Source organism: Corynebacterium suicordis DSM 45110 (assembly GCF_015351405.1).
Classification (GTDB): Bacteria; Actinomycetota; Actinomycetes; order Mycobacteriales; family Mycobacteriaceae; genus Corynebacterium; species Corynebacterium suicordis.
The window spans coordinates 213,844-237,157 of record NZ_JADKMY010000001.1 but is presented as its reverse complement, the minus strand read 5'-3'; the positions used below and the strand labels follow the sequence as shown (position 1 = coordinate 237,157).

Sequence of the window (23,314 nt, the reverse complement as noted above, 5' to 3'; positions counted from 1 at the left end):
CCTTTAGGTTTGTGAGCTTTAACGTCCAGATTCTACCCCAGTGAGCTTCACTACTGAACCGCTCGGTGCGTTTTTCCCGCTCTAGTGCGTTATGTTGGTCTGCGATGATGGAAAACAATCTGCTGGCGATTCTCTTCGCCCTGCTCTCTGCGCTGTCTATCGCGTGGGGCACCGTTATTCGCCACCGGGTGGGCACTTCTGTGTCTGCGGGCTCTGCGCCCATGCTGGGCACCTTGCGTTCCCTGTGGTGGTGGGTTGGTTTGGGTGCCGCGCTGCTCGGTTATTTGCTGCAGATCGTGGCCTTGAGCTTTGGCACCTTGCTCATCGTGCAGCCCATTTTGGTCTTGAGCCTGATGTTCACCCTCCCCTTGAGCGCCAGGATGGCTGGCCGGCGGATTTCCAAGGCGGAGACCACCTGGGCGGCTCTCCTCACCGTCGCGGTGGCCGTGTTGGTGATTCTTGGGCGTCCGACGTCAGGAGACCCGCATCCGCCACTGCACACCTGGCTGCTGTCTCTTGGCATCGGTGTGGTGGTTATTGGCGGGATCCTGCTGTTCGCCATGACCCGCACGGGTGGCACCCGGGCTTTGCTGCTGGGTTCCATGACCGGCGCGATCATGGGTTATTTGGCGCTGATGTCCAAGGCAGTGGTGGATACGTGGTCCGCATCCGGCCTGGATGGCGTGCTGCTGAGCTGGGAAATTTATGCCCTCCTGGCTCTGGCCGGCATCGGCACGGCAGTGCAGCAGATGAGCTTTAATGCCGCCGCGTTGAAGAACTCCCTGCCGGCCATGACCATCGTAGAGCCACTGGTTGCTTTCTCGCTGGGCTATGCCGTGCTGGGCGAGCGCTTCCAGGTGAACACCAGCGGTGGCTGGTTTGCCATGGGCGTGGCGCTTGCCGTGATGATCGGCACCACCATCGCGCTGAGCCGAATGAGCGTCACTGAGGAAGTGCGTTAACCCCACCCGGCAGGCTCTGCGCCTGAATTCCCCGGCGAGAGAGCTGCTCGCCGTAGGTCTCCACGAAGCGCGCGCTGCGCACCCCAGCGGCGCACGCCACCACCACGTCTTTATCGAACTCCGGCAGGTCCGCGATGCTGCTGACCTCGCTTCCCGGCAACAGCACGGGTTCCGCATCCGGCCAGGGCTTGAGCAGCACCTCGTGCGGCTCCCGGATATCCACCGCCACGGCACGCCCTTCGCGCACCAGGCCCAGCAAGCGCTCGCGCTCGGCTTCTTCTGCGGCGGCCTCCCCGGGCATCGCACATCCCACGTCATACGTCGGCTCCAGCGCAGTCACCAATTCTCGCCCGGGATCAGCCTCCACCTGCAGCGTGCGGGTGCGCGCGCTCAGGGCCTCGTAGCTGGTCAAACGCCCCGGTGCTGCGCGTCCCGGCAGTTGCGCCAGGTGCGCCACGGTCTGCGTGACCATGAGGCCAGCCACCACCGAGGTGGTCACGCCCAGCACACCGGCGGTGGCGCAATCGGGCACGAAATCCCCACCGGGCTGAACGGGGAAGATATCTCGCAGACCTACCCCGCGGCCACCTTCGACATCCCTACCCGAATGCCACAGCGCCACATCGCCCCGGTATTGCAGCACCGTTCCCCACACCAGCGGAGTTGAGGTGATCTCGGCGGCGTCGGCAACCAGGTATTTGGTCCCGAAGGAATCCGATCCATCCAGCACCACGTCCACCCCGCCCACGATCTCCACGGCGTTCTCGGAGGTCAGGCGCTCCCGCAGCTCGCGGACCTCAATGCCCGGCTGCAGCCCGCGGATCCGCGCGGCGGCCACTTCCACTTTGGGCTTGCCCACGTCATCCGCGCGAAACAGTATCTGCCTGTGAATGTTGGTGAGGTCAACTGTGTCATCGTCAATGATTGTTATTTTGCCGACGCCAACCGCCGCCAACTGCTGCAGCGCCGGGCATCCGAGACCACCGGCCCCCACCACCAGTACGTGCGCAGTATGGAGCCGTTCCTGCTGCTCAATCCCGAATCCGGGGAGGTTCAGGTGCCGGGCAGTGCGGCGCAATTCTTCGCGGGTGAGTTGTGGAAGTTCCAGCATCACAGCACCTCGTCTGCCCAGTTGACCAGGCCTTCGAAGGTGGATGATGCCTGCGCGTGCGTGCGAGTCGGGATGCGACCAGCTCCGCGAGCCAGACGCCCAGCTTCCACGGCATAGCGCATGGCTTCGGCCATCGCGACGGGATCCTGACAGCGGTTCACGGCACTGGCCAGCAGCACACCGGAGCAACCCAGCTCCATGGCCAGCGCTGCGTCGGAGGCGGTGCCCACGCCGGCATCGATGAGAATGGGGATGTCGGTGGCGGCACAGATCAGCTCAATATTGTGCGGGTTCAGGATGCCCAACCCGGTGCCAATCGGCGAGCCCAGCGGCATCACGGCCGAGGCACCGGCATCCTCCAAACGCTTCGCGGCGATGGGGTCATCGGAGGTGTAGGCCATGACGGTGAAACCTTCGTTGACCAGCTGCTCGGTGGCGTCGATGGTCTCCACCACATCGGGCAGCAGCGTGCGGTCATCGTGGATGACCTCCACCTTCACCCAGTTGGTGCCCAGCGCTTCCTGCGCCAAGCGAGCGGTGATCACTGCATCGCGCGCGGTGCGACACCCAGCGGTGTTCGGTAGCGGGGCGATATCCAGGCGTTTGAGCAGGTCAAACACGCTTTCGCCCTCGCCCTTGGCAGAGGCGGCAAAGCGGCGCATCGCCACGGTGGTCAGCTGCGTGCCGGAGGCCACCAGCGCCTTTTCCAACATGGCCTGCGAGGTTGCCCCGCCCGTGCCCATGATGAGGTGGGAATCGAACTGCTTATCGGCGATCTTGAGCAACGGTTTAGCCCCCTTGGACTGCGGTGAGGACGTCCACGCGCGCGCCGTCCTCCAAAATTGTGTCCTGCCATTGGGAGCGGGAGATCACGTGGCCTTCCACGGCCACGGCTACCCCGGCTTCCGCTACTTCACCCGTGAGGTGTTCCACGAGGTCTGCGACAGTGGCTCCCTCGGCAAGTTCGGTCTTTTCTTCGTTAACGATGACGTTCATGATTTATTCCCTTTTTTATGACGCAACGGCGAGCACGCTTCTATATCAATGCTGGGCTGCTCACCCTCGATGATCTCCCCGGTGACCTTGGCGGCCAGCGAGGTCAGCAGGATGCCGTGGCGGAAGTAGCCCGTGGACACCACAATACGATCGTTGATCCTTCCCAGGTAGGGAAGATCATCCGGGGTGCCGGGGCGCGCTCCCGCAGTGGCCTCCAGCAGATCGCATTCCTCCACCCCAGGGACCACGCGGATGGCATCACGCAGCAGGTCATACACCCCGCTGACCCGCGGTTCTGCGCGGCCGTCCTCGCGGGAAGTCGCGCCGATCGCCACCGTGTCATCCGCGCGCGGAATCACGTAGATCGGCCGATCCTCCACGAACCCGCGGATCACCTTGGTGACCAGCGGCCGCAGGTGCTTGGGCACGCTCAGGCGAAGGATATCGCCGTATACCGGGCGCAGCTGCAGCGGCATTTCGCCTTCATACCAACCGCGCACTGCAGCCGCGCCCAAACCGTTGGCCAGCACAATCTGCTCTGCTTCCAAGGTGTCCCCGGACTCCAAGACCACGCTGGTTCCGGAGATCTCCACCGCGGTGTCCTCCACAAAGCGCACACCCAGATTCCGCGCTGCGTCCTGCATAGCGGCAGAAAACTGCCGCGGAAAGACCTGGTGATCCCCGGGGATGCTCACGGCACCGGCCAGGCGCGGGCTCAGCGCCGGTTCTTCCTTGCGCGCTTCGCGGGTGGTGATCCGTTCCACACTCATGCCGTGCGCGACCTGGTAATCCATCAGTTCGCTCAGGTGTTGCGCATCCGCCCGATCCGCTGCCACCACCAGTGTTCCCTGCAGCTGATGCCCCGTGGGCACATCCGTGTGCTGCTCCACCAGCTGCACCAACTCCGGGTACCACTGTCCTGCGGCCTGCATCAGTGGGAAGAGCGGATCCTGTTGGTAAACCACTTCAGCTGCAGGTGCCAGCATTCCGCCTGCGTGATACGTCGCTCCGCTGACGGGCTGCGGATCGATCACCGTGACCTGGTGACCAGCCGCGGCCAAGGTCACCGCGGTGGATAGGCCGATGGTGCCGGCACCGATGATCGCCACCCGCATTAGATTCGGCCTGCCTCGAAGCCCTCGATCACGCCGCGCACGTAGGCCTCTGGATCTTCGGCGTGCATGATGCCGCGCACAATCGCTACGCCATCTACTCCGGTGCCTGCGAGATCCGCGGCATCCTCACGGGTGACGTCGCCAATGGCAACCACCGGGACATGAGATTCCGCAACGATGGGGCCGAACCCCTCAAGACCCAGCGGTGCGCGTCCGGAATCCTTGGTGGGGGTGTCACGGAATGGGCCGCATCCCACGTAATCAAGCGCATCCGCCACCTCGTTGGCTGCTCGCACTAGCTCTAGCGTGCCCGTGGTCAGGCCGATGATGGCCTCAGGGCCCAGTAATTCCCGCGCGGTGCGCACCGGCAGATCATCCTGCCCGATGTGCACGCCGTGCACCGGGTGCCCCTCGTGCATGAGGGCTAAAGCCACGTCCACGCGGTCATCTATCAGCACTTTTGTCTCTGGTGATACGGCGTGAACTTCCGCGGCCACCCGAGCTGTGAGCTCATAGAGGGCGCGCGCGGAGATCGGCTTGGAACGCACTTGGATCATCCCGGCGCCACCACTCGCGGCGGCGCGGGCGATCTCCACTACCTGCTGTGGATCGCCACTGCCGGTGACGAAATAGCAGCGCAGATCAAGCGCGGTTCCGGCTGACTCAGTTGATCGAGGCATGTTCTCCTTCTGCCTGCTTTACCTCTTTTTCTACCTCGGACTCGGCGAGGTAAAGCTGCCCGCCGTGCTCGCGGAACTTCTCAGACATCTCCTGCATACCCTCTTGCACCGCAGCTGCCACGTCGGCATCCACGGAACGGTTTGGACTGCCAGGCATGCCCAGCTGCGCGGGGTAAGTATCGCGGATGTCCTGGGAGATGCGCATGGAGCAGAACTTCGGGCCACACATGGAGCAGAAGTGTGCGGTCTTCGCGGGCTCTGCGGGCAGGGTTTCATCGTGGTATTCCAGCGCGGTGTCCGGATCCAGCGCCAGCGCGAACTGGTCATGCCAGCGGAACTCGAAGCGAGCCTTGGACAGCTCATCATCGCGCTCCTGCGCGCGTGGGTGGCCCTTGCCCAGGTCAGCGGCGTGCGCAGCGATCTTGTAGGTGATCACGCCCACCTTCACGTCATCGCGGTTGGGCAGACCCAGGTGCTCCTTGGGCGTGACATAACAGAGCATCGCAGTGCCGGCCTGGCCAATGATGGCCGCGCCGATCGCGGAGGTGATGTGGTCATAGCCCGGCGCGATATCCGTGGTCAACGGGCCGAGCGTGTAGAACGGCGCACCGTCACACCAGTTCTCTTCCCATTCCACGTTGATGGGGATCTTGTGCATCGGGATGTGGCCCGGGCCTTCGATCATCACCTGCGCGCCACGGGACTTGGCGATGCGGGTCAGCTCACCCAGCGTCTTCAATTCGGAGAGCTGAGCCTCATCGTTGGCGTCGGCAATAGAGCCGGGACGCAGGCCATCGCCGAGGGAGAAGGTGACGTCATAGCTGGCCAGGATGTCACACAGTTCCTCGAAGTGGGTGTAGAGGAAGGACTCGCGGTGACCATTCAGGCACCACGCGGCCATGATGGAACCGCCGCGGGAGACGATGCCCGTGACGCGCTCGGTGGTCAGTGGCACGTAGCGCAGCAGCACGCCAGCGTGGATGGTCATGTAATCCACGCCCTGCTCGCACTGCTCGATGATGGTGTCCCGGTAGATCTCCCACGTCAGCTTGGTGGGGTCGCCGTTGACCTTTTCCAGCGCCTGGTAGATGGGCACGGTGCCCACGGGCACTGGGGAGTTACGCAGGATCCACTCGCGGGTTTCGTGGATGTCGTTGCCGGTGGAGAGGTCCATGATGGTGTCCGCGCCCCAACGGGCAGCCCACACCATCTTCTCCACCTCTTCAGCAATAGAGCTGGTCACGGCGGAATTACCCATGTTTGCGTTGATCTTCACCGCGAAGTTGCGGCCGATGATCATGGGCTCGATCTCCGGGTGCTTGTGGTTGGCGGTGATCACCGCGTGGCCAGCGGCCACCTCGCGGCGCACAAACTCCGGCTCAAAGCCTTCGCGGTGGGCAATGAAGGTCATTTCCGGGGTGATGATTCCCGCGCGAGCCCATGCCAGCTGGGTCTGCACCTTGAGCTCCGGGTGCTCCTCGCTGGCCGGGGCTGCGGCTGGCTTCTCCCACGCATCGCGGGTCTTCTCCAGGCCGTTCTTCAGATCCAGCTGAGGGTTTTCCTCGGTGTAGATGCCGGAGGTGTCATAGACCTCGAATTCCTCACCGGTAGTCAGCTCCACGGCGCGCGCAGGGATGCGCAGTTCCGTGGTGGATCCGTCCGTGTTGGTGTGGGTAACGGTGTTGTAGACCTTGTGGCTGCGGTAGATCGGGCCGGTCGTGACCTGGCCTTCTTCTGGGGGAGTGGAGGCACGCTTCGCCATTACTATTCCTTCCTTCGCCGGCATTATCCGGTCAGGTTCAAGCGGTCGGCCTCTTACCTGAGACCCTCTCAGCGCACCGGATATATGTGCGCTCCCGCGGATTGGGTTGTGCAGGCCACCCTAGCGGAATGTGCTTTCTTTCGCTTCATATTCCTGGCTGATAACCGCCTTGATGTGCTGACGGAGTGCCACAAATTCGGGATAACCCGTGATCTCGCTGACTTCCCCATCCCAGGGCGGAACCTCAATTTCCTCCAAGATCCGGCCTGGCTCGGCGCCCATCACCACCACGCGCTCGCCCAGCAGCAGGGCCTCTTCCACGGAGTGGGTGATGAACACGATGGTGGGTTCATACAGCCTCCACACCCGCAGCAGCTCAGCCTGCAACTTCTCCCGCGTGAAGGGATCCAACGCGCCAAAAGGCTCATCCATCAGCACTGTTTCCGGCCGGGGCGCCAACACGCGAGCGATCTGCGCGCGTTGCTGCATGCCGCCGGACAGCTCGTGTGGGAAGCGCTCCGCGGCCTTGTCCAAGCCCACCACCTGCAGCAATTCATCTGCCGCACGAAGGTGCTCCTTGTCCCCGGAGAATGTCCCGGCCAAGCGCACGTTGTCCCGCAGGTTCAGCCACGGGTACAAATTGGGTTCCTGGAATACCATCCCGCGGGATTCCGCGCCCGAGATCTGCCCGGTGGTGGGTTGGGTAAACCCTGCCATCAAGCGCAGCAACGTAGATTTGCCACACCCGGATGGCCCGACGATGCATACTCGCTGCCCAGTGGGGATCTCCAAGTTGATATCCCGCAGCGCCTCTACTTCCCCGCCACGCCCGGCGAAGGTGTGGCCAACTCCAGTGAGTGTCAGCATGTCTATCCCACTTTCTTTTCTGCATCTGCCGCGCTCAGCGGTACATCCACTTCGCCCTGTTCCTTCAGGAACTCTGCTGTCTTGACCAGGGCTTGCCTGCTCTCCCGCAGGTATTTCTCCTGCTCTGCACCCTGCACCATGATCACGCCATCCAGCATCGCCTCAGTATCTGTCTCGCTCAGCCCCACCTGCGCGGAGTTCGCCCGGACAAACTCCTCGGGGTTATCCACGCTCTGTTTGGAACCCCACGCGTAGAGCTCCTTCCATGTCTTCAGCAGCTCTGGATTCTGCGCCGCCCACGCGGAGCTCGTCAGCGTGAGGTTGTACGTCGGCGCGCCATCCTTGGCCACCTGCGCAGAATCGATGAGCACGTGACCATCCTGTTTGATTTCAGACAGTGCCGGGTCCCAGATATAGGCGGCGTCGATCTCATGGGAACGCCACGCGGCCGGCAACTTGTCCGGAGAAATGTTGACGATCTCCACATCCCGTTTGGGGTCCAACCCCGCACCGATCAGCGCGTTGAGCAGGCTGTAGTGCGAAGTGCTGGAAAACGCCGTGGCAATCTTCTTGCCCTTGAGCTCCTGCAGGCTATTGGCATCCTTGGCCACCAGGGCTTCAGAGCTGCCCAGCACCATGTTCACGTTGCTGACCTGCACATCAAGATCCAGCGGCTTCGAGAGCGACTTGGCCGAAGGAGTAGAGCCCAAAAAGCCCATGTCCACGGAATCCCCGGCGAATCCCTGCACGATATCCTGCCCAGTCGGGTACCTGGTCCACTGCACATCCGCGTTCGGCATGCAGGCCTCCACCAGCGCTTGATCCAGCAGGTAAAGCTCGGAACTCGCGATCACCTGATAACCCAGGCGTAGGCTTCCGGCCGCGTCCGTGGTTGCCACCGGGCAGTCCTGGGTGGGCCGTGCCTCGTATTCCGACGCCGGCTTTCCCACGCACGCCGTGAGCAGCGGAACCATGAGTCCCAGAACTGTGAACACTCGCTTTTTCATACTGAAGCCTTCCGCTGAAATATCTGGATGAACAGGTCAAATGCCAGGGCTGTCAGACCGATGACGATGATGCTGCCGATGGTCAATGCGGTATTGAGCTGCGTGCCGGAGATGTATGCCAGCCCACCGATGCCGGGGATGCCGTTGTTCATTTCCGCGGCCACGATGGCAGACCAGGCAAGCCCAGAAGCAATGCGAATGCCGGTGAGGATTTCCGGCAGCGCGCCGGGCACCTGCACGCGCCGAAAGATCTGCGCGCGAGTTGCTCCCCAGGTCTCCGCGGCTCTGACCCAATCGGCCTTCACGCGGGCAAAACCGGTCATGGTTCCTACGGTGACCGCCGGGAAGGTCGCCAGGAACAGCAACACCACCTTGGATACATCGCCGATGCCGAACCAGACGATCAGCAGGCCGATGTAACCCAGTGGTGGCAGTGCGCGGAGGAAGCCCAAGTACGGATCCACAACCGCGCGAACCACGGAATTCATGCTGAGCAGCCAACCCAACAGCACACCCAGGATCACGCCCGCACCCAAACCAACAGCAATGCGCTGCACGGTAGCCAGCAGATGTTGCCAGAGGAAATACCCCTGCACGCCACACTGCATGCGCGCGGAACCTTTGCCGGCTGGGCGGCAGATATTGGAATCCACCAGTTGCCGGAGCACAGCTCCCGGGCCGGGCAGGATAACGGGGTCGATCTTGGCGAAGGTGGTGACCACCCACCAGAGCAGCAACACCCCGAATAATGTTCCTACCTGCAATAAACGGATGAATCTCATGCGTTCATGCTCCGGAAGATGGATTGCTGGAACACGATGGGCTGGTTGCCCGGCTCATCGTCTTCCAGAGTGTTGAGCTCCGTGATTTGGAGCATCACGAGGAGGTGATCCCCGGCGTCGATTTCCGAAATCACTTCCGTAACCATCGCCATCGGTGAATCATCAAGAATCACGCCGCTGCCCTGCGCGCTCCACTCCACGGCGGTGAATCGCTCGTGGGAGGGACGGTAGAACTCAGGGATGATAGTGCGTAGTTTTTCGGAGATCAGACTGATGCCGATCTGCCCGGCATCCCGGAGTTTGGGCCACGAGCTGGAATTGCGCTGCACGCTGATGCTCACCAGGCCGGGCGTCAGACTGTGGGTGACAAATGAGCCGATCATCATGCCGGCGGGTTGCCCATCCACTAACGCGGCGGCCACCACCAATGGGGTGGGTACCACGGAAAATGCGCGGCGGTTTTCGATTCCTGCTTGGAGGGAAGTCATGGTTGTCCTTCGCTTGGCTTGGGTTTATTCGGGGGGCTCGCGCTAGTGGTTCGTGACCGTCAAGCCGCGGGATTTCAGGGCAGGGATGACTCCCTCGCCCACGGTGAACGTCTCCTCCAGGTGCGGGTATCCGGAGAGCACGAAATGCTTGAACCCCTGCTCCTTGTACTCAGCGATGAGTGCCGCCACCTCCTCATATGAGCCCACCAGAGCGGTACCTGCCCCACCTCGCACCAAGCCCACACCAGCCCACAGGCCCGGGTAGACCTCGAAATCGCGCGCGTCCGCGCCTGTCTCGAAATCCCCGCCGTGCAGATCGTTCATGCGCTTTTGCCCCTCGGACTGGGAACGCGCCAATCCCTGCTGCGCCTTGGCAACTTCCTCGGTGCTGAAGGAATTCAGCAGGCGCTGCGCTTCCGCCCATGCCTCTTCGCTGGTCTGGCGAGCGATGACGTGCAGGCGGATGCCGTATTCCAGCGTCCTGCCTTCCGCGATGTTTTCCGCGATTGCCTCTACCCGCCGGATTTTCTCGCCTGCCTGCTCGGGTGGCTCACCCCAGGTCAGGTACACGGATGCCCGGCGCGCGGCCGCTTCCAAGCCCTTCTGGGAGGAGCCGCCGAAGAAGATCTCTGGCTTGACCTCCAATGGCTCAGGTAGCTGCGCCTGCTCCGCCTGCACATACTCGCCCTGGTAATCCAGCGGTTCGGTGGCATCCCACAGTTGGTCGAGAAAATCGAGAACCTCATCAGCGCGGTCATAGCGCTGGTTCTTATCTGCGGAATCTCCATAAGAGCGCTGCTCGGCATCCTCGCCGCCCACCACGGTGTTGAGGTAGAGCCGGTTTCCCGAGAGCTTCTGAAACGCCTGCGCCTGTTGAGCCAGCAAGGTGGAGCTGAGTAGCCCGGGGCGGAAGGCCAGCAGGAACTTCAGCTTGGAGGTAGCCCCGATCAGCGCGGCGGTGGTGACCAGCGGGTCAGCGCACCACTGCCCGATGGGAGTGAGGATTGAGTCAAAGCCGTTGTATTCCGCGGCGCGCACCAGCTGGGTGAGGTAGTCCAAGGTGGGCTCGCGCATGGTCTGGTGGAAGCCGGCTCCGTGGCCGCCTCCGGAGACGTTGCGGGAATCGCCGTAGCTGGGGAGGTACCAGTGGAAAGTGAGATCGTCTGTAGTCATGCGGAATAGTAGACCACTCTGTCTGTATTCGGTGCTAGTATTTCCCCCACCGTGAAATTAACCCTGTGATTCACCTAGCGGCGCAAAGGAATTCATGCCCGATCATTTTCAGCTCCCCCGCACACCGGAGGCGGCATGCCTGCATCAAATAGCGCTGCAACCAGGCATTTCTCGAATCGATCTCCAGGGCACGCTGCAACTCTCGGCCTCTACCACTTCCCGCGCCATTCAGTCACTCACCGAGCGCAAACTGGTCACGCACACCTCCACTAATTCCTCCGGGTCCACTCGCGGCCGCCCTCCGCAGGGGTTGCGCGTGGACGCATCTCACTTGCTTGTCGCCGGTGCGCACATCGGCCTGCGCCACACCTATCTGGCTCTCTACGACGGTGCCGGGCGAGTCCTCAAGGACCGCACCCTGGACATCAATGCCGCCGATCATTCCCCCGAAGAGTTCCTGGAGCACATCGGCCGGGTGTTGGAACACCTCTACCGCGCGCTGCCCGATTCTCCACCGCTACACTCCGCCGGATTTTCCTTTTCCGCGCACGTGGACGCCCATTCCCACGTGGATTCCGCCGCCTTCGGCTGGGATTACGTGGATGCTCGCGCCCTGCTCACCCCGGGCCTGCAATGGGCGGGCACCTTGGACCCCGAGCACATTTTCATCTCTCATGGCGTGGAAGCGATGGCCGGTTATCAGCTGATGGCCACTCCCCTACCTGCGCATTCCTCCGCCTCCTCCACGCTCTATTTTTATGCCCGCGAGCTGCTCAATCACACATGGATCTTCAACGGCCGCGTCCACCGTCCGTTCACCGGCAGGCAGCCTTCCTTCTTCACCGCAATCTTCGGTTCTTCTTCTTTTCCTGCCGACGCCACCCCTCACCCCTTGAGCATTTCCACCACCTTGCGCGTGGCCCAGTCTCGGGGGCTGCAATGCTCTTCGATTCAGCAGCTTGATCAGCTGAGCGCCACTGATCCCATCGCGCGGGAGCTCCTGGAGGAGCGCGCCGAGTTGCTGGCTCAGCTCATCAGCATGACTGCCGATGTGGTGGATCCCCAGTCCGTGGTGCTGGCCGGCGAGGGTTTCACGGGCGTGCCCCGCCTACTGCCCAGCATTGCCGCAGGGGTGAAGGGCCGTGACCTGCGCTTACAGCCCGGGCACATTCAATCCACCCACTCTGCGGCGCGAGCCACAGCACTGGCTGCAATTCGGGCTGACCCAATGTCCCTCCCAATATCCCTCGAGAAAATGTGAGGCACGCTATAGTGGAACGCATGTTTTCATTCCGCGTCAGCGCTCTTCTTCTGCGCCGCGGCGAGGCTCAGGTCTAATTAGTCCGACCGGCACCTCGTCGCGGAGTTAGTGCTGCCGGCCGGACGTTTCCACAGACTGCTCGAGGAGCCCCGTTTCATCATGAATGATTCCTTTATTTCTGCACCGGCCGCTATTGATACCCCGGCTGGAGAAATTCCCGCTGGTCAACCTGCTTGGAACAAGCAGCGCAATTCCCAAATGGCGGATTCCCGCTACCTGCCCTTCTTCGAAGAGGTGGAGCACATCTCCCTGCCGGATCGCACGTGGCCAGATAAGGTCATCGATTCCGCTCCACAGTGGTGTGCCGTGGATCTGCGTGATGGCAACCAGGCGCTGATCGATCCCATGAGCCCGGAGCGCAAGCGTCGGATGTTCGACCTGCTGGTCCAGATGGGCTACAAGGAGATCGAGGTCGGTTTCCCCTCCGCCTCCCAAACAGACTTCAACTTCGTCCGCGAGATCATCGAGGGCGACCGCATCCCCGAGGACGTCACCATCCAGGTGCTGGTGCAGGCGCGTGAGCACCTGATCCGCCGCACCTTTGAGGCATGCGAAGGCGCCAAGAACGTCATCGTCCACTTCTACAATTCCACCTCTGAGCTGCAGCGTCGCGTGGTGTTCCGCAAGGACCGCGAGGCCATCAAGCAGCTGGCCACCGATGCAGCAGAGCTGATCAAGTCCATCGCCGTGGATTACCCGGACACCAACTGGCGCTGGGAGTACTCCCCTGAGTCCTACACCGGCACCGAGGTGGAGTACGCCAAGGAAGTCTGCGACGCCGTGGTGGAGATCATGCAGCCCACCCCAGAAAACCCGATGATCCTGAACCTGCCGTCCACCGTGGAGATGATCACTCCCAACGTGTACGCGGATTCCATCGAGTGGATGCACCGCAACCTGAACAACCGCGAATCCATCATCCTGTCGCTGCACCCACACAATGACCGCGGTGAGGGCGTGGCCGCTGCTGAGCTGGGTTACATGGCTGGCGCGGATCGCATCGAGGGCTGCCTGTTCGGCAACGGTGAGCGCACCGGCAACGTCTGCCTGGTCACCTTGGGCCTGAACATGCTGACCCAGGGCGTGGATCCGCAGATCGATTTCTCCGATATCGAGCAGATCCGCCGCACGGTGGAATACTGCAACCAGCTGCGCGTTCCCGAGCGCCACCCCTACGGCGGCGACCTGGTCTTCACCGCGTTCTCCGGCTCGCACCAAGATGCCATCAACAAGGGCCTCAACGCACTGCAGGAGTCCAATAAGAGCACCTGGGAGGTTCCTTACCTGCCCATCGATCCGAAGGACATCGGCCGCTCTTACGAGGCCGTCATCCGCGTGAATTCCCAGTCGGGCAAGGGCGGCGTGGCCTACATCATGAAGACGGATCACAACCTGGATCTGCCTCGCCCCATGCAGGTGGAGTTCTCCTCCGTGGTGCAGGCCGTCACCGATGCCGAGGGTGGCGAGGTCAACCCCAAGGCCATGTGGGACATCTTCGCCGGTGAGTACCTGGATCGTGTCAGCCCATTGGAGGCCATCTCCCTGACCGTCGACGGCGGCCAGTCCGAGGGCGAAGAAGCCAAGGTCACGGCGTTGATCGAGTACCGCGGCAAGACGCAATCCATCAAGGGTCAGGGCAATGGTCCGGTCGCGGCGTACTGCAACGCTTTGGACACCCTGGGCATGGACGTGGAAGTTCAGGAGTACTCCCAGCACGCTCGTACTTCTGGTGACGACGCCGAAGCCGCCGCCTACGTCCTGGTTTCCGTAGATGGTGTGAAGGTGTGGGGCGTGGGCATCGCCTCCTCCATCACCTACGCTTCCCTGAAGGCAATCACCTCTGCCGTGAACCGCGTGCAAAAAGCCGGAATTCCCCAGGGCGCATGATCTCCACCTTTTCCCTCGGCGGCCGGGAAATTCCTCGCGTCGGTTACGGCATGAGCCCGCTGGCCCGCAAAACTGCGGAGAACGGCGAGCGCTCCGCAGCCATCGAGCTGCTGCGCTACGCCTTTGACCTGGGCGTTCGCCACTTCGATACTGCCCAGTTCTACGCAAACGGCACCGCTAATGAGCTCCTCAACGAAGCCCTGGGGGATGTCCGCGAGCAGCTGCACATCGCCTCCAAGGCCGGCGCTGAGGCCACGCCGAATGGTCCCGCCCCCATGGCTGCTGCACAGCACCCCGCAGATATTAGGCGTGCCGTCGAGGATAATTTGCAATCCCTGGGTTCGGATTACCTGGATCTGCTTTATTTACGACGCATGGACATGGCCCCCGGATTGCTCGCCCCAGAAGATCAGCGCGTGCCTCTCGAGGTTCAGCTGGAGGTGGCCGCGGAGCTTCGCTCTGAAGGGCTCATCAAGGGCATCGGCCTGAGCCATGTGTCCTACGAGCAGGTGGAGAGCTCACTGGACGTCGGGATCGACGCCGTGCAGAACATCTACAACTTCGCCCACCGGGATGATCAGCCGTTGCTGGAGCTCACCCAGGAGCACGGCATTGCATGGATTCCCTACTTCCCGCTGGGCGGCAGCGTCTACGCCAAGCTGCCCCGGGTCACCGAGCAGCCGGAAATCCTGGCCAAGGCCGAAGAGCTCAGCGTCACTCCCACCCAGGTGGGTCTGGCGTGGTTGCTGAAGAATTCCCCGAATACTTTCGTGATCTCCGGCACCACCAGCCGGGATCACCTCGAGGAGAACGTGGAATCGGACTCTCAGGTTCGCAGTCGCCTCTAGTAACATCATCTTTCATGACTGACACCCGAAGGCAGCCTCGTCGCACCGCTCACCGTCGCGCGGCGCCGCCTAGCTCTGTCACCCAGCAACAAGCCCCGCAGCAACCTAAGCAGCAACAACCACAGAACCAGCCCGCCCCACCTCGGGAGGCCACATTCCCCTCCCCTGAGCAGGCTCCTTTCGCTGCCGTGAGCATCTCCACCTCGGGCATTCACCCCACCACCTCCCGCCTGGTGGCGCTCTCCGTGGTCTTCTTCTCCCCGGGGATGGAAGCGCTGGAATCGTGGACCCGCCATCTCAACCCTGGCGAGGACGCCGGCCCCTGGCACCTCCACGGTTATCAGCCGGGCGATCTCGCCCAATCCCTCGGTTTTGCCAGTTCCGCCGAGCTCATCCACGAAGCCCTCGATGGCCGCACCCTGGTGATGCATCAGGTGGGTTACACCTGGGGTTTCCTGGCCAATGAGTTCAAGCGCACCAAGCGCGCGGCAAACCGTGGGCGTCGTGGCCGCGGTAGGGGTCGGGGTGCGCGCCGCGTCTCCACCCCGAATCCCGTGGAGATCATCGATACCCTCGGCACCGCTCGCCGCCAGTCCCTCGAGTGTTACGACTCTCGCCTGCGCGCCATCGTGGAGGCGTACAACCGCGGACCTTTCGTGGTTGACGCGCCGCCGGGAGCCATGCCGGAGGTGGGAGCCGTGGCGTCGATAAATAGAGGAAATCTTGATCCCGATGCCCTTTTGGAGGCCGACGCCACCCTGACCATGCACCTGCACCTCGCTCAGCTGCGCGCGGCGGGTGCTGAGGCGGGTGCGATCGAGAAGTTGGATCCGGAGAATCTGACCGCCGATCAGTTTGGCATTCAGCGCTCTAACCTGCGCGTTGATGCCGCTAATGCGCCTCGCCCGCATGAGAATCCCGGCCAGTGGCGCACGGGAGAACCGCTGGTCGAGGGCATGGAATTCGTGGTCAGCCCGGATGTGCGCAGCGATCCAGATGAGATCATCGGCAAGGCCGTGTCGGCGGGTCTGGTGTATTCGGAGAAGCTCAACCGGCGCAGTTCGCTGGTGGTGTGCAATACAAATCATGAGCTGCGCGGCAAGGCCATGCATGCGGATCGGAAGAACATTCCGCTGGTCGATGACGCTTTGTTCCTCGATGCTTTGGAGAATGTGGCCGCGGGAACCAAGTCTGCTGCGCCCACGAGCCCGCAAGATGGTGTGCGCCCGGCGACCCAGGGGATGAGCGGAAATCGGCGACCACGGAAACGTCGCTAGGGCGCGGTCAACTAGTCTGGGACGGGTGAAACCTCAGAACATCCTGCAACGTGCCCGGAGTGCTGTCGCGATCAGCGCGGCGGATCTCGCGACTTGGGCCAGCCGGAAGACCGGACGTGGTTCCGGCGGAATGATCGGCGGCCTGATCGCGGGTGGGATCGACCCGAATTTGATGGCCTCGCTGGGCAAGAAGCGCCCGGTGGTGCTGATCACCGGCACCAACGGCAAGTCCACCACCACCCGCATGCTGGCCGGAGCGCTGCGCACCGCGCACACCGTGTCCACCAACGAGGGCGGGGACAACATGGATGCCGGCGTGATTTCCGCGCTCCTGGCCGGCCGCGATGCCGAGCTGGTGGTGCTGGAAGTCGATGAACTGCACGTTCCCAACATCGCCGAGCAGCTCGACGCTTCCGTGCTGGTACTGCTAAACCTCAGCCGCGACCAGCTGGATCGCGTGGGTGAGATCAACAAGATCGAGCGCGTGCTGCGGGCCTGTGTGAATGCGCGGCCGGATATGACCGTGATCGCCAACTGTGATGACGTGGGCGTGACCTCCGTGGCCTGGGATTCCCCCAACGTGGTGTGGGTGTCCGCGGGCTTCGGCTGGGTGGGCGATTCCACCAGCTGCCCGCGCACCGGAGGTGCCATCATCCACGAAACCCGCGCGGATGGCGTGCTGGATTGGCGCGCGGCCAAGCCTCTGCCGGATGGCAGTGAATTCCGCCGCCCCGAGCCACAGTGGCGCATCACCGACGAGGGTATCCACTCCCCCGACGGCACCATTTACCCCCTCAACCTGCGCCTTCCCGGCAATGCCAACCGCGGCAATGCCACCCAAGCTGTAGCTGCGGCTGCGGCGATGTCCGTGGATGTGCAGCAGGCCATCCGGGCCACGGAGCAGGTGGATAACGTGGCCGGTCGCTATTCCGTGGTGTCCTTCGAGGGCCGCGATGTGCGCCTGATGCTGGCCAAGAATCCCGCAGGCTGGCAGGAAGCGCTGTCCATGGTGGATCGCGACGCTGATTCGCTGGTCATCGCCGTGAATGGCCAGGTCGCCGATGGCCAGGATCTCTCCTGGCTGTGGGACGTCCGCTTCGAGAACTTCGAGGATTTGCAGGTGGTGTCCGCTGGCGAGCGCGGCACCGATCTTGCCGTGCGCCTGGGCTACGCGGGCGTGGATCACACGCTGGTCAAGGACACAATCCAGGCCATCCGCTCCTGCCCCGCGGGTCGCGTGGAAGTGCTGGCCAATTACACCGCTTTCCGCGATCTCAAGCGCGTTTTGGACCGCGAGGGCACCCCACAGGAGGCGCAAGCATGAGCACACTAAACATTGGCCTGGTTCTCCCGGATATCCTCGGCACTTACGGCGACGATGGCAATGCTCTCGTCCTGCGTCAGCGCGCCCGGCTGCGCGGCTTCGACGCCGAAATCCACCGCATCACCCTGGGCCAACCAGTCCCGGAGTCGCTGGATATCTACACCGTCGGCGGCGGCGAGGACGTTGCCCAGCGACTCGCCACCGAGCACCTCGCTGCCGATGGTGGGCTGACCCGCGCAGCAAACGCTGGCCGCCCGATTCTTTCCATTTGTGCAGGTCTGCAGGTGCTTGGCCAGTCCTTTTCGGCCTCCGGTGAGGAAGTTGCTGGCCTCGGCCTAATCGACGCCACCACCGATCTCCTTTCCAAGCGCATGATCGGGGAGATTGTTTCCAATCCCCAGCTGGATGGGCTGACCGAACCGCTCACGGGGTTCGCGAATCACATGGGCTCCACTGTTTTGGGCGCGGATGCCCGTCCCCTCGGCACCCTGACTAAGGGCACCGGCAATACCGATAAGGGCGAGCAGGTGTCCTACGAGGGCGCAGTGCAGGGTTCTGTGATCGCTACCTACATGCACGGCCCCGCTCTGGCCAGAAATCCACAGCTGGCGGATCTTCTTCTAGCCCGGGCCATGGGTGTGGACGTGAGCGAGCTGCCTCCTTTGACTGGTCAGCTTTCTGATGAGGTGGCGCAGTTGCGCCGGGAGCGTCTCTAGAACGGGAAGTCCGTGTCTGTGTCTAGTCGGTCAATGTTGTACTGAGCGAGGAGTTTGCTTCTCCGGATGGCGCGGTGCTCGAAAGTTTCCCGCCCCAGCACTCCGCCCGGTTCAGTGACCACCACGTGCCCGTCACCGTGGGAGGTCCACACTTCGGTTCCGTCCCGATGGAGAGCAACATCCCACTGACCAGCGGTTTTCAGCCGGTGATGCTTGCGGCACAGGCAATGCAAGTTATCGGTTGAGGTTTCTGATTCCCCTCCGCCGTCATCCCAGCGCCGCACGTGGTCGAGATCGCACCTCTCCGCAGGCACGTCGCAACCGGGAAAGCGGCAGTGCCCGTCCCTGCCCATCACGCTGGCGCGGATGAGTGGGGTGGGCTGATAGCCCTCGCACCGAGCCCAGCCGGGAGTCACAGTGTGGGTGACGCGCGCGAACCACTCCGCGCTGCGCTCCGCATCCAGCCACTGGCCGGCTGCCCATATCCGCTTCCCGTTGATAGGGCTGTAGAGATTCAGGCTGATCTCCGCGGTGCTCTGACCTCGCAGGAGACGCATGAGCGCATCTGCGCGCGAGCAGTTTTCTTTCGCGGCTACAGACTTGACCAGTTGGATGATCTCCTCCGAGGAAGCTTTGTCCAGGGTGAGGAAGAAGTCCGTGGTCTCCTCACCCCGCTCATCCCAGCTCAGCTGACGATCATGTGGCTGCGGCTTCGGCTTGTCATCGGGGTCACGTGGGCGCGCTGGCGGGTGGTGATCCTCGATGATGTCCCGCACCAGCCGGCCTACCCGGCGCACGGAGGGCGTGGCTTGGTTCGGCCGGCGTGGAGATGAGACCTTGAGCAGGTCCGTTTCCACCGCTTCGTGGAACTCGAGGGGTAGACATTCGAGTGAATCGGCGAGGCGTCGAACATGATCGAAAGAGAAATGACCCTGACCGAGGTTCGTGGCCAACCGCGGGAAATTGTGCAGCATGAACCCGATAGCGACGTATGCCAAGGCCCGGTGTTCGGCGATGCCGAGACGGACGCCCAAGCGAGAAGCAACATCGCTCACGCAGGCCTGCGAGTCCGGCATCACCATCCGCGCAATGGCGAGGTGCTGCTGGTTGAGGGCCACGGCGGCGCGGCTGAGATTATCGCTGGATTCGAGGATGCGCCACGAAGGCGCAGTGGTGAGTAGTGGCTGATTTAGTGGTGTGGACGTGTGAGCGGTCTTCATGCTTCCCCCGTGGTCTATCTCTTGCATTTCCCCGCAAGAAATAGAACGATTGTTTGAAGTTATGCCCTCACTCTACTAGCCACCCAAGACAACACAATTCAATAATCGAACACTCGTTCGAATCCGTAACGGCAGAAAGCCAGGAACCCCGCCCCACCAGCAAGAACTACTCCTGCAGCTTCCACGTGGAATACATCATGGGCAGTTGCATCGGCACGCGTGCGAACGCGATGGCCCGAGGGACTGCGCTCTGTGTGCGCCAATCCCACGCCATCTTGATGTTGCCGGGCCACACGCCCGCCAAAAAGGCGGTGGCGGCGGTGGCCACGGCGGCATCGTAGCGTCGGGAATCAGCGAAGGCAGTGCCCACGATCCCCGCGCTCAAAGCCAGCTCCGCGACTCCGGAACCATGCGTCCACACCCGACGGCCACCGGGCAATTCGCGGGGCACCAAGGCGTCAAAAAACTTCGGCTGAGCGAAGTGCAGCACGCCCGCAACGCCAAAGACGCTGGCCCAAATGGTTTTCCGTGTGTTCCACTTCTCAGCGTTCATCTTCCGTGTGTTCAACTTCCGTGCATTCATAGTTTCGTCCTTCCAGCAAAAGCGCGAGACAAGGTGAGTTCATCCACGAATTCCAGATCCCCGCCCATGGGAATACCCGAGGCCAGCCGGCTCACGGACAAACCCGGGAAATCGCGCAGCAGACGCGCCAGATATGCGGCGGTCGCCTCGCCTTCCGTGTTCGGATCCGTGGCGATAATGACCTCGTTGATGTCAGGTGCGGGCTCGAGGATTGGCTCGTTGTTGGCGTCGAATTCCAAGGTGGCCACGTCAGGCAAGGCACCGCCCACACGCTGCACCAACGCGGTGATGTTCAGCTCTTTCGGGCCGATGCCACCGAGAGGATCCAGCGCCCCGCCGAGCACGTGATAGCGGCCGCGATACTCGCCCGTGCGCTCGATGACCTGGATGTCCTTGGACTCCTCCACCACGCACACCAGGGATTTATCGCGCGAGGAATCCGCGCACACGCGGCACACCTCTTCCTGCGAGATGTTCTTACAAATGCGGCAGAAAGCTACCCCGGCCTGCAAACTTCCCAGAACATTCTGAAAGCGCTGCACGTTCTCGGGATCTTCGTCGAGGAGGTGCAACGCGATTCTCTGGGCACTTTTCGGCCCGATGCCTGGAAGCTTGGAGAACTCGTCGATAACGTCCTGCAATGGACCTTCGAACAAGTCTTAGAAGCCCATTCCGTTCAGACCCTGCGACAGCGGCCCCATCTTCTCCTGGGCCAGGTCCTGGAGCTTCTTGTTGGCGTCGGTGAAAGCGCCGAGCACCAGGTCCTGCAGGGTTTCGATGTCTTCTGGATCCACGATCTTCGGATCAATGCTGAGGGACTGAACCTCACCGGAACCCAACATCTCCATGGTCACGAGGCCATTTCCCGCCTCACCGGTCACCACAGAAGCGACAATTTCCTTCTGTGCCTCCTGCAGTTGCGCTTGCATCTGCTGTGCCTGCTGCATGAGCTGGTTCATATCTGGCTGAGTCATGGGGCTTCCTTTCCTTGGGTGACAGTGTCACTGTACTCGTGCCACTGTACCTGTCCGTTTAGCGTAATCGCTGGCCACCGAGGTGTTTCTCCACAAGTTCCCCGGCAATATCCAGGGGCTTGCGATGATCAGCCTCGCCTGGGCCTTCGTCGATCTGCTCCAGCAGTTCATCTTCTTCTTTTTTCGACGCCACACTCGCCTCATCCGCGGGCATCTCCTGCGGTTCTGCGGGTGTCTCGTCCCACTCATCCGCAGGCGGTTCTGGGGGCAGCGGGACGCCATCGAAACCGTTGTCTAGGGCATGCTGCTGCTCAGAACGGTATTTCTGGGCGCGGGCTTTCCAGCGGGAGGTGGGTTTTTCTGCTTGTGCGGGAGCCTGCGGCTGCGGCGCTGTGGACGGGGCAGCGTTCGGCTTTGGCTGGGCATACGCCTCCGTCATGGCTCGGGCACGAGCCAACGCACTGTTCGAACTATTGCGTAGCTCCTGGGGTGCTAGTCCTGTCTCCTGCGGGATGATGCCGCTTGGAGCGGCCTCAGCTTTTCCCGTGGATGCCACCACCTTGAGAGCCTTGCCCACTGCCTTTTCGGCAGCGGCTGCGTAGATCTTCTGGTTGGCCTCAGAATTCACGAACTTCGCCAATGCACCCGTGTGGTGCAGGACATGCAGCTCATCATCATTGGGCTGCTCTTCAGCGGGCTTCGCATCCCGGGCGGCGATCCACGCGCTGAGGTTGGATTCCTTGGTCAGCGCGAGGAGCTGGGTCCACTCTTCAGCGGGGTCGCGCTGTGCGTTGGGCGTGGGCTCCGGCTGTCGGTTGCGGTCCATGATTTCGCGGGCACGGCGAGCCTCCGCGATGACCGGATCTTCTTGAGGTTCTGGGGTTGGGGCGGGTTCGGGTTTAGACGGAGCCTCAGTCTTGACGGGTTCGGGTTTCGCGGATTCTGGGGTCGGCGCAGCTTCTGTCTTTGGCTCGGCGGGAGCAGCAGCCTTGGCCTTGGAGGGGCGCTCGTACTTGCGGCCCGAGGAGATCGGGGTTAGCTGTTGTTCAGCAGATGGGCTGCCCTGTCGCTTCTCCAGGGCTTCCACCCGCTGCGCCAGCGATTCCACGGTCATGCCAGCGGCGGGCAGAGCCATGCGAGCGCAGAGAATCTCCAGCAACAAGCGCGGAGCGGTGGCCCCACGCATCTGCGAAAGTCCCTCATTCACCAGTGCTGCACACCGGGTGATGGTGGCCTGACCCAAGGCCTGCGCCTCGGAGGCCAGCACTTCCTGTGCCCCCGCGGGAGCATCCACCAGGCCGCGCTCGAAAGCATCCGGGACAGCCTTGATAATTAGCAGGTCGCGGAATCTATCCAGAAGGTCGGTGGCAAAGCGGCGGGGCTCGTAGCCGGCGTCGATAACATCATCTACCACCCCAAACAACGATGCCTGGTCCTGCTCCGCCAGTGCCTCCACGGCCTTGTCGATCAGCGCCGCGTCAGTCACGCCCAGCAACGCCAGCGCGCGCTGGTACGTCACACCCTCCGGGCCAGCGCCGGCCAGCAGCTGATCCATCAACGAGAGCGAATCGCGGGGCGAGCCGCCACCCGCGCGCACCACGAGCGGGTAGACGACATCCTCAATCTTCTTGCCCTCACCAGCCACAACGCGCTCCAACAGACCGCGCATCGCGGGTGGGGCGAGCAGGCGGAATGGGTAGTTATGCGTGCGCGAACGAATGGTCGCGAGCATTTTTTCCGGCTCTGTAGTGGCGAAGATGAAAATGAGGTGCTCAGGCGGCTCCTCCACGATCTTCAACAGCGCATTGAATCCCTCTTTGGAGATCATGTGCGCCTCGTCCACGATGAACACGCGGTAGCGGGATTCCGCCGGAGCGTAGAACGCGCGATCGCGCAGTTCGCGCATGTCATCCACGCCGTTGTGAGTGGCGGCGTCGAGCTCAGTCACATCCAATGTTCCGGAACCACCGGGTGCCAGCGCCACGCAAGAATCGCACTTCCCACACGGGGTAGAAGTGGGGCCTTCCACGCAGTTCAGCGAACGCGCGAGGATGCGAGCCGAGGAAGTTTTACCGCAACCACGCGGCCCGGAAAAGAGATAGGCGTGGTTGATCTGCCCGCTATCCAATGCCCTGGACAGCGGCTCAGTCACATGTTCCTGGCCCACCACTTCCGCGAAACTGGCGGGACGATACTTCCGGTAAAGAGCCACGAAGCTACC

23 protein-coding genes and 1 riboswitch are annotated in these 23,314 nt (G+C 62.5%); of the genes, 7 read left to right on the top strand and 16 right to left on the bottom strand.

Going from position 1 to position 23,314, the window contains the following annotated elements; translation table 11 throughout:
• Positions 1–107: 107 nt before the first annotated feature.
• Entirely contained in the window at positions 108–962 is an 855-nt protein-coding gene (locus tag IRY30_RS01110; RefSeq protein WP_194556496.1) for a DMT family transporter, read from the top strand.
• Here the strand turns inward: IRY30_RS01110 and IRY30_RS01105 are convergent.
• From IRY30_RS01105 to IRY30_RS01055, 11 genes are all read right to left on the bottom strand, one after another.
• On the bottom strand, positions 943–2,073 hold the full coding sequence (locus IRY30_RS01105; RefSeq protein ID WP_194555570.1) for a ThiF family adenylyltransferase: 1,131 nt from the start codon (positions 2,071–2,073) through the stop codon (positions 943–945). The genes IRY30_RS01110 and IRY30_RS01105 overlap by 20 nt on opposite strands.
• Positions 2,073–2,858, bottom strand: coding sequence for a thiazole synthase (locus IRY30_RS01100; protein ID WP_194555569.1), 786 nt, complete (start codon positions 2,856–2,858; stop codon positions 2,073–2,075). Before IRY30_RS01100 ends, IRY30_RS01105 begins: the two co-directional genes overlap by 1 nt.
• 4 nt (positions 2,859–2,862) lie before the next feature.
• Complete coding sequence (thiS, locus tag IRY30_RS01095) at positions 2,863–3,069, bottom strand: sulfur carrier protein ThiS (protein ID WP_194555568.1); 207 nt, start codon at positions 3,067–3,069, stop codon at positions 2,863–2,865.
• Positions 3,066–4,184, bottom strand: coding sequence for a glycine oxidase ThiO (gene thiO / locus IRY30_RS01090; RefSeq protein ID WP_194555567.1), 1,119 nt, complete (start codon positions 4,182–4,184; stop codon positions 3,066–3,068). The genes thiS and thiO overlap by 4 nt, the downstream gene beginning before the upstream one ends.
• The gene (locus IRY30_RS01085) at positions 4,184–4,864 is read right to left on the bottom strand and encodes a thiamine phosphate synthase (protein ID WP_194555566.1); all 681 of its coding nucleotides are present in this window, start codon (positions 4,862–4,864) and stop codon (positions 4,184–4,186) included. Before IRY30_RS01085 ends, thiO begins: the two co-directional genes overlap by 1 nt.
• A complete protein-coding gene (thiC, locus tag IRY30_RS01080) occupies positions 4,848–6,626 on the bottom strand; it encodes a phosphomethylpyrimidine synthase ThiC (RefSeq protein WP_194555565.1) in 1,779 nt (592 codons plus the stop codon). The genes IRY30_RS01085 and thiC overlap by 17 nt, the downstream gene beginning before the upstream one ends.
• A riboswitch (TPP riboswitch) is annotated at positions 6,619–6,734 on the bottom strand. (Overlaps the previous gene by 8 nt.)
• Before the next feature lie 12 nt (positions 6,735–6,746).
• A complete protein-coding gene (locus tag IRY30_RS01075) occupies positions 6,747–7,493 on the bottom strand; it encodes an ABC transporter ATP-binding protein (protein ID WP_194555564.1) in 747 nt (248 codons plus the stop codon).
• Positions 7,494–7,495: 2 nt separating this feature from the next.
• Positions 7,496–8,500: a taurine ABC transporter substrate-binding protein gene (locus IRY30_RS01070; RefSeq protein ID WP_194555563.1), complete on the bottom strand. Its 1,005-nt coding sequence runs from the start codon at positions 8,498–8,500 to the stop codon at positions 7,496–7,498.
• Positions 8,497–9,282: an ABC transporter permease gene (locus IRY30_RS01065; RefSeq protein ID WP_194555562.1), complete on the bottom strand. Its 786-nt coding sequence runs from the start codon at positions 9,280–9,282 to the stop codon at positions 8,497–8,499. The genes IRY30_RS01070 and IRY30_RS01065 overlap by 4 nt, the downstream gene beginning before the upstream one ends.
• Positions 9,279–9,770, bottom strand: a complete 492-nt coding sequence (locus IRY30_RS01060; protein ID WP_194555561.1) for a flavin reductase family protein — start codon at positions 9,768–9,770, stop codon at positions 9,279–9,281. Before IRY30_RS01060 ends, IRY30_RS01065 begins: the two co-directional genes overlap by 4 nt.
• Before the next feature lie 42 nt (positions 9,771–9,812).
• On the bottom strand, positions 9,813–10,943 hold the full coding sequence (locus tag IRY30_RS01055; protein ID WP_194555560.1) for an LLM class flavin-dependent oxidoreductase: 1,131 nt from the start codon (positions 10,941–10,943) through the stop codon (positions 9,813–9,815).
• A 94-nt stretch (positions 10,944–11,037) separates the two neighbouring features.
• Between IRY30_RS01055 and IRY30_RS01050 the strand changes: the two genes are divergently transcribed.
• The 6 genes from IRY30_RS01050 to IRY30_RS01025 all read left to right on the top strand — a co-directional run bounded on the left by IRY30_RS01050 (position 11,038) and on the right by IRY30_RS01025 (position 18,316).
• Entirely contained in the window at positions 11,038–12,204 is a 1,167-nt protein-coding gene (locus IRY30_RS01050; protein ID WP_194555559.1) for an ROK family transcriptional regulator, read from the top strand.
• A 159-nt stretch (positions 12,205–12,363) separates the two neighbouring features.
• Positions 12,364–14,151: a 2-isopropylmalate synthase gene (gene leuA, locus IRY30_RS01045; protein ID WP_194555558.1), complete on the top strand. Its 1,788-nt coding sequence runs from the start codon at positions 12,364–12,366 to the stop codon at positions 14,149–14,151.
• Entirely contained in the window at positions 14,148–14,999 is an 852-nt protein-coding gene (locus tag IRY30_RS01040) for an aldo/keto reductase (RefSeq protein ID WP_194555557.1), read from the top strand. The genes leuA and IRY30_RS01040 overlap by 4 nt, the downstream gene beginning before the upstream one ends.
• A 14-nt stretch (positions 15,000–15,013) precedes the next feature.
• Positions 15,014–16,276 carry a BRCT domain-containing protein gene (locus IRY30_RS01035; protein ID WP_194555556.1) on the top strand — a complete coding sequence of 421 codons (1,263 nt, stop codon included), beginning with the start codon at positions 15,014–15,016 and terminating at the stop codon, positions 16,274–16,276.
• A gap of 25 nt (positions 16,277–16,301) precedes the next feature.
• Positions 16,302–17,600 carry a MurT ligase domain-containing protein gene (locus tag IRY30_RS01030; protein ID WP_194555555.1) on the top strand — a complete coding sequence of 433 codons (1,299 nt, stop codon included), beginning with the start codon at positions 16,302–16,304 and terminating at the stop codon, positions 17,598–17,600.
• A complete protein-coding gene (locus tag IRY30_RS01025; RefSeq protein WP_194555554.1) occupies positions 17,597–18,316 on the top strand; it encodes a type 1 glutamine amidotransferase in 720 nt (239 codons plus the stop codon). The genes IRY30_RS01030 and IRY30_RS01025 overlap by 4 nt, the downstream gene beginning before the upstream one ends.
• On the opposite strand, the gene IRY30_RS01020 is transcribed toward IRY30_RS01025, so the two are convergent.
• The 5 genes from IRY30_RS01020 to IRY30_RS01000 all read right to left on the bottom strand — a co-directional run bounded on the left by IRY30_RS01020 (position 18,313) and on the right by IRY30_RS01000 (position 23,305).
• Positions 18,313–19,536 (bottom strand): HNH endonuclease signature motif containing protein, encoded by a 1,224-nt coding sequence (locus tag IRY30_RS01020; RefSeq protein WP_194555553.1) that lies wholly within the window; start codon positions 19,534–19,536, stop codon positions 18,313–18,315. The two genes, IRY30_RS01025 and IRY30_RS01020, sit on opposite strands and share 4 nt — an antisense overlap.
• Before the next feature lie 166 nt (positions 19,537–19,702).
• Positions 19,703–20,119: a DoxX family protein gene (locus IRY30_RS01015; protein ID WP_228502468.1), complete on the bottom strand. Its 417-nt coding sequence runs from the start codon at positions 20,117–20,119 to the stop codon at positions 19,703–19,705.
• Positions 20,116–20,775, bottom strand: coding sequence for a recombination mediator RecR (recR, locus tag IRY30_RS01010; protein ID WP_194555552.1), 660 nt, complete (start codon positions 20,773–20,775; stop codon positions 20,116–20,118). The genes IRY30_RS01015 and recR overlap by 4 nt, the downstream gene beginning before the upstream one ends.
• Positions 20,776–20,778: 3 nt before the next feature.
• Positions 20,779–21,093: a YbaB/EbfC family nucleoid-associated protein gene (locus IRY30_RS01005; protein ID WP_194555551.1), complete on the bottom strand. Its 315-nt coding sequence runs from the start codon at positions 21,091–21,093 to the stop codon at positions 20,779–20,781.
• Positions 21,094–21,151: 58 nt separating this feature from the next.
• Positions 21,152–23,305, bottom strand: coding sequence for a DNA polymerase III subunit gamma and tau (locus IRY30_RS01000; RefSeq protein WP_194555550.1), 2,154 nt, complete (start codon positions 23,303–23,305; stop codon positions 21,152–21,154).
• Between the last annotated feature and the right edge of the window lie 9 nt (positions 23,306–23,314).

Coding starts and splice junctions, on each gene's coding strand:
- IRY30_RS01055 (WP_194555560.1), bottom strand. CDS start 10,943: ATGACTACAGACGATCTCACTTTCCACTGGTACCTCCCCAGCTACGGC.
- IRY30_RS01065 (WP_194555562.1), bottom strand. CDS start 9,282: ATGAGATTCATCCGTTTATTGCAGGTAGGAACATTATTCGGGGTGTTG.
- IRY30_RS01070 (WP_194555563.1), bottom strand. CDS start 8,500: ATGAAAAAGCGAGTGTTCACAGTTCTGGGACTCATGGTTCCGCTGCTC.
- IRY30_RS01015 (WP_228502468.1), bottom strand. CDS start 20,119: ATGAATGCACGGAAGTTGAACACACGGAAGATGAACGCTGAGAAGTGG.
- thiC (WP_194555565.1), bottom strand. CDS start 6,626: ATGGCGAAGCGTGCCTCCACTCCCCCAGAAGAAGGCCAGGTCACGACC.
- IRY30_RS01005 (WP_194555551.1), bottom strand. CDS start 21,093: ATGACTCAGCCAGATATGAACCAGCTCATGCAGCAGGCACAGCAGATG.
- IRY30_RS01110 (WP_194556496.1), top strand. CDS start 108: ATGGAAAACAATCTGCTGGCGATTCTCTTCGCCCTGCTCTCTGCGCTG.
- thiO (WP_194555567.1), bottom strand. CDS start 4,184: ATGCGGGTGGCGATCATCGGTGCCGGCACCATCGGCCTATCCACCGCG.
- IRY30_RS01020 (WP_194555553.1), bottom strand. CDS start 19,536: ATGAAGACCGCTCACACGTCCACACCACTAAATCAGCCACTACTCACC.
- IRY30_RS01075 (WP_194555564.1), bottom strand. CDS start 7,493: ATGCTGACACTCACTGGAGTTGGCCACACCTTCGCCGGGCGTGGCGGG.
- IRY30_RS01105 (WP_194555570.1), bottom strand. CDS start 2,073: ATGCTGGAACTTCCACAACTCACCCGCGAAGAATTGCGCCGCACTGCC.
- IRY30_RS01060 (WP_194555561.1), bottom strand. CDS start 9,770: ATGACTTCCCTCCAAGCAGGAATCGAAAACCGCCGCGCATTTTCCGTG.
- IRY30_RS01025 (WP_194555554.1), top strand. CDS start 17,597: ATGAGCACACTAAACATTGGCCTGGTTCTCCCGGATATCCTCGGCACT.
- IRY30_RS01085 (WP_194555566.1), bottom strand. CDS start 4,864: ATGCCTCGATCAACTGAGTCAGCCGGAACCGCGCTTGATCTGCGCTGC.
- IRY30_RS01040 (WP_194555557.1), top strand. CDS start 14,148: ATGATCTCCACCTTTTCCCTCGGCGGCCGGGAAATTCCTCGCGTCGGT.
- IRY30_RS01050 (WP_194555559.1), top strand. CDS start 11,038: ATGCCCGATCATTTTCAGCTCCCCCGCACACCGGAGGCGGCATGCCTG.
- thiS (WP_194555568.1), bottom strand. CDS start 3,069: ATGAACGTCATCGTTAACGAAGAAAAGACCGAACTTGCCGAGGGAGCC.
- IRY30_RS01035 (WP_194555556.1), top strand. CDS start 15,014: ATGACTGACACCCGAAGGCAGCCTCGTCGCACCGCTCACCGTCGCGCG.
- leuA (WP_194555558.1), top strand. CDS start 12,364: ATGAATGATTCCTTTATTTCTGCACCGGCCGCTATTGATACCCCGGCT.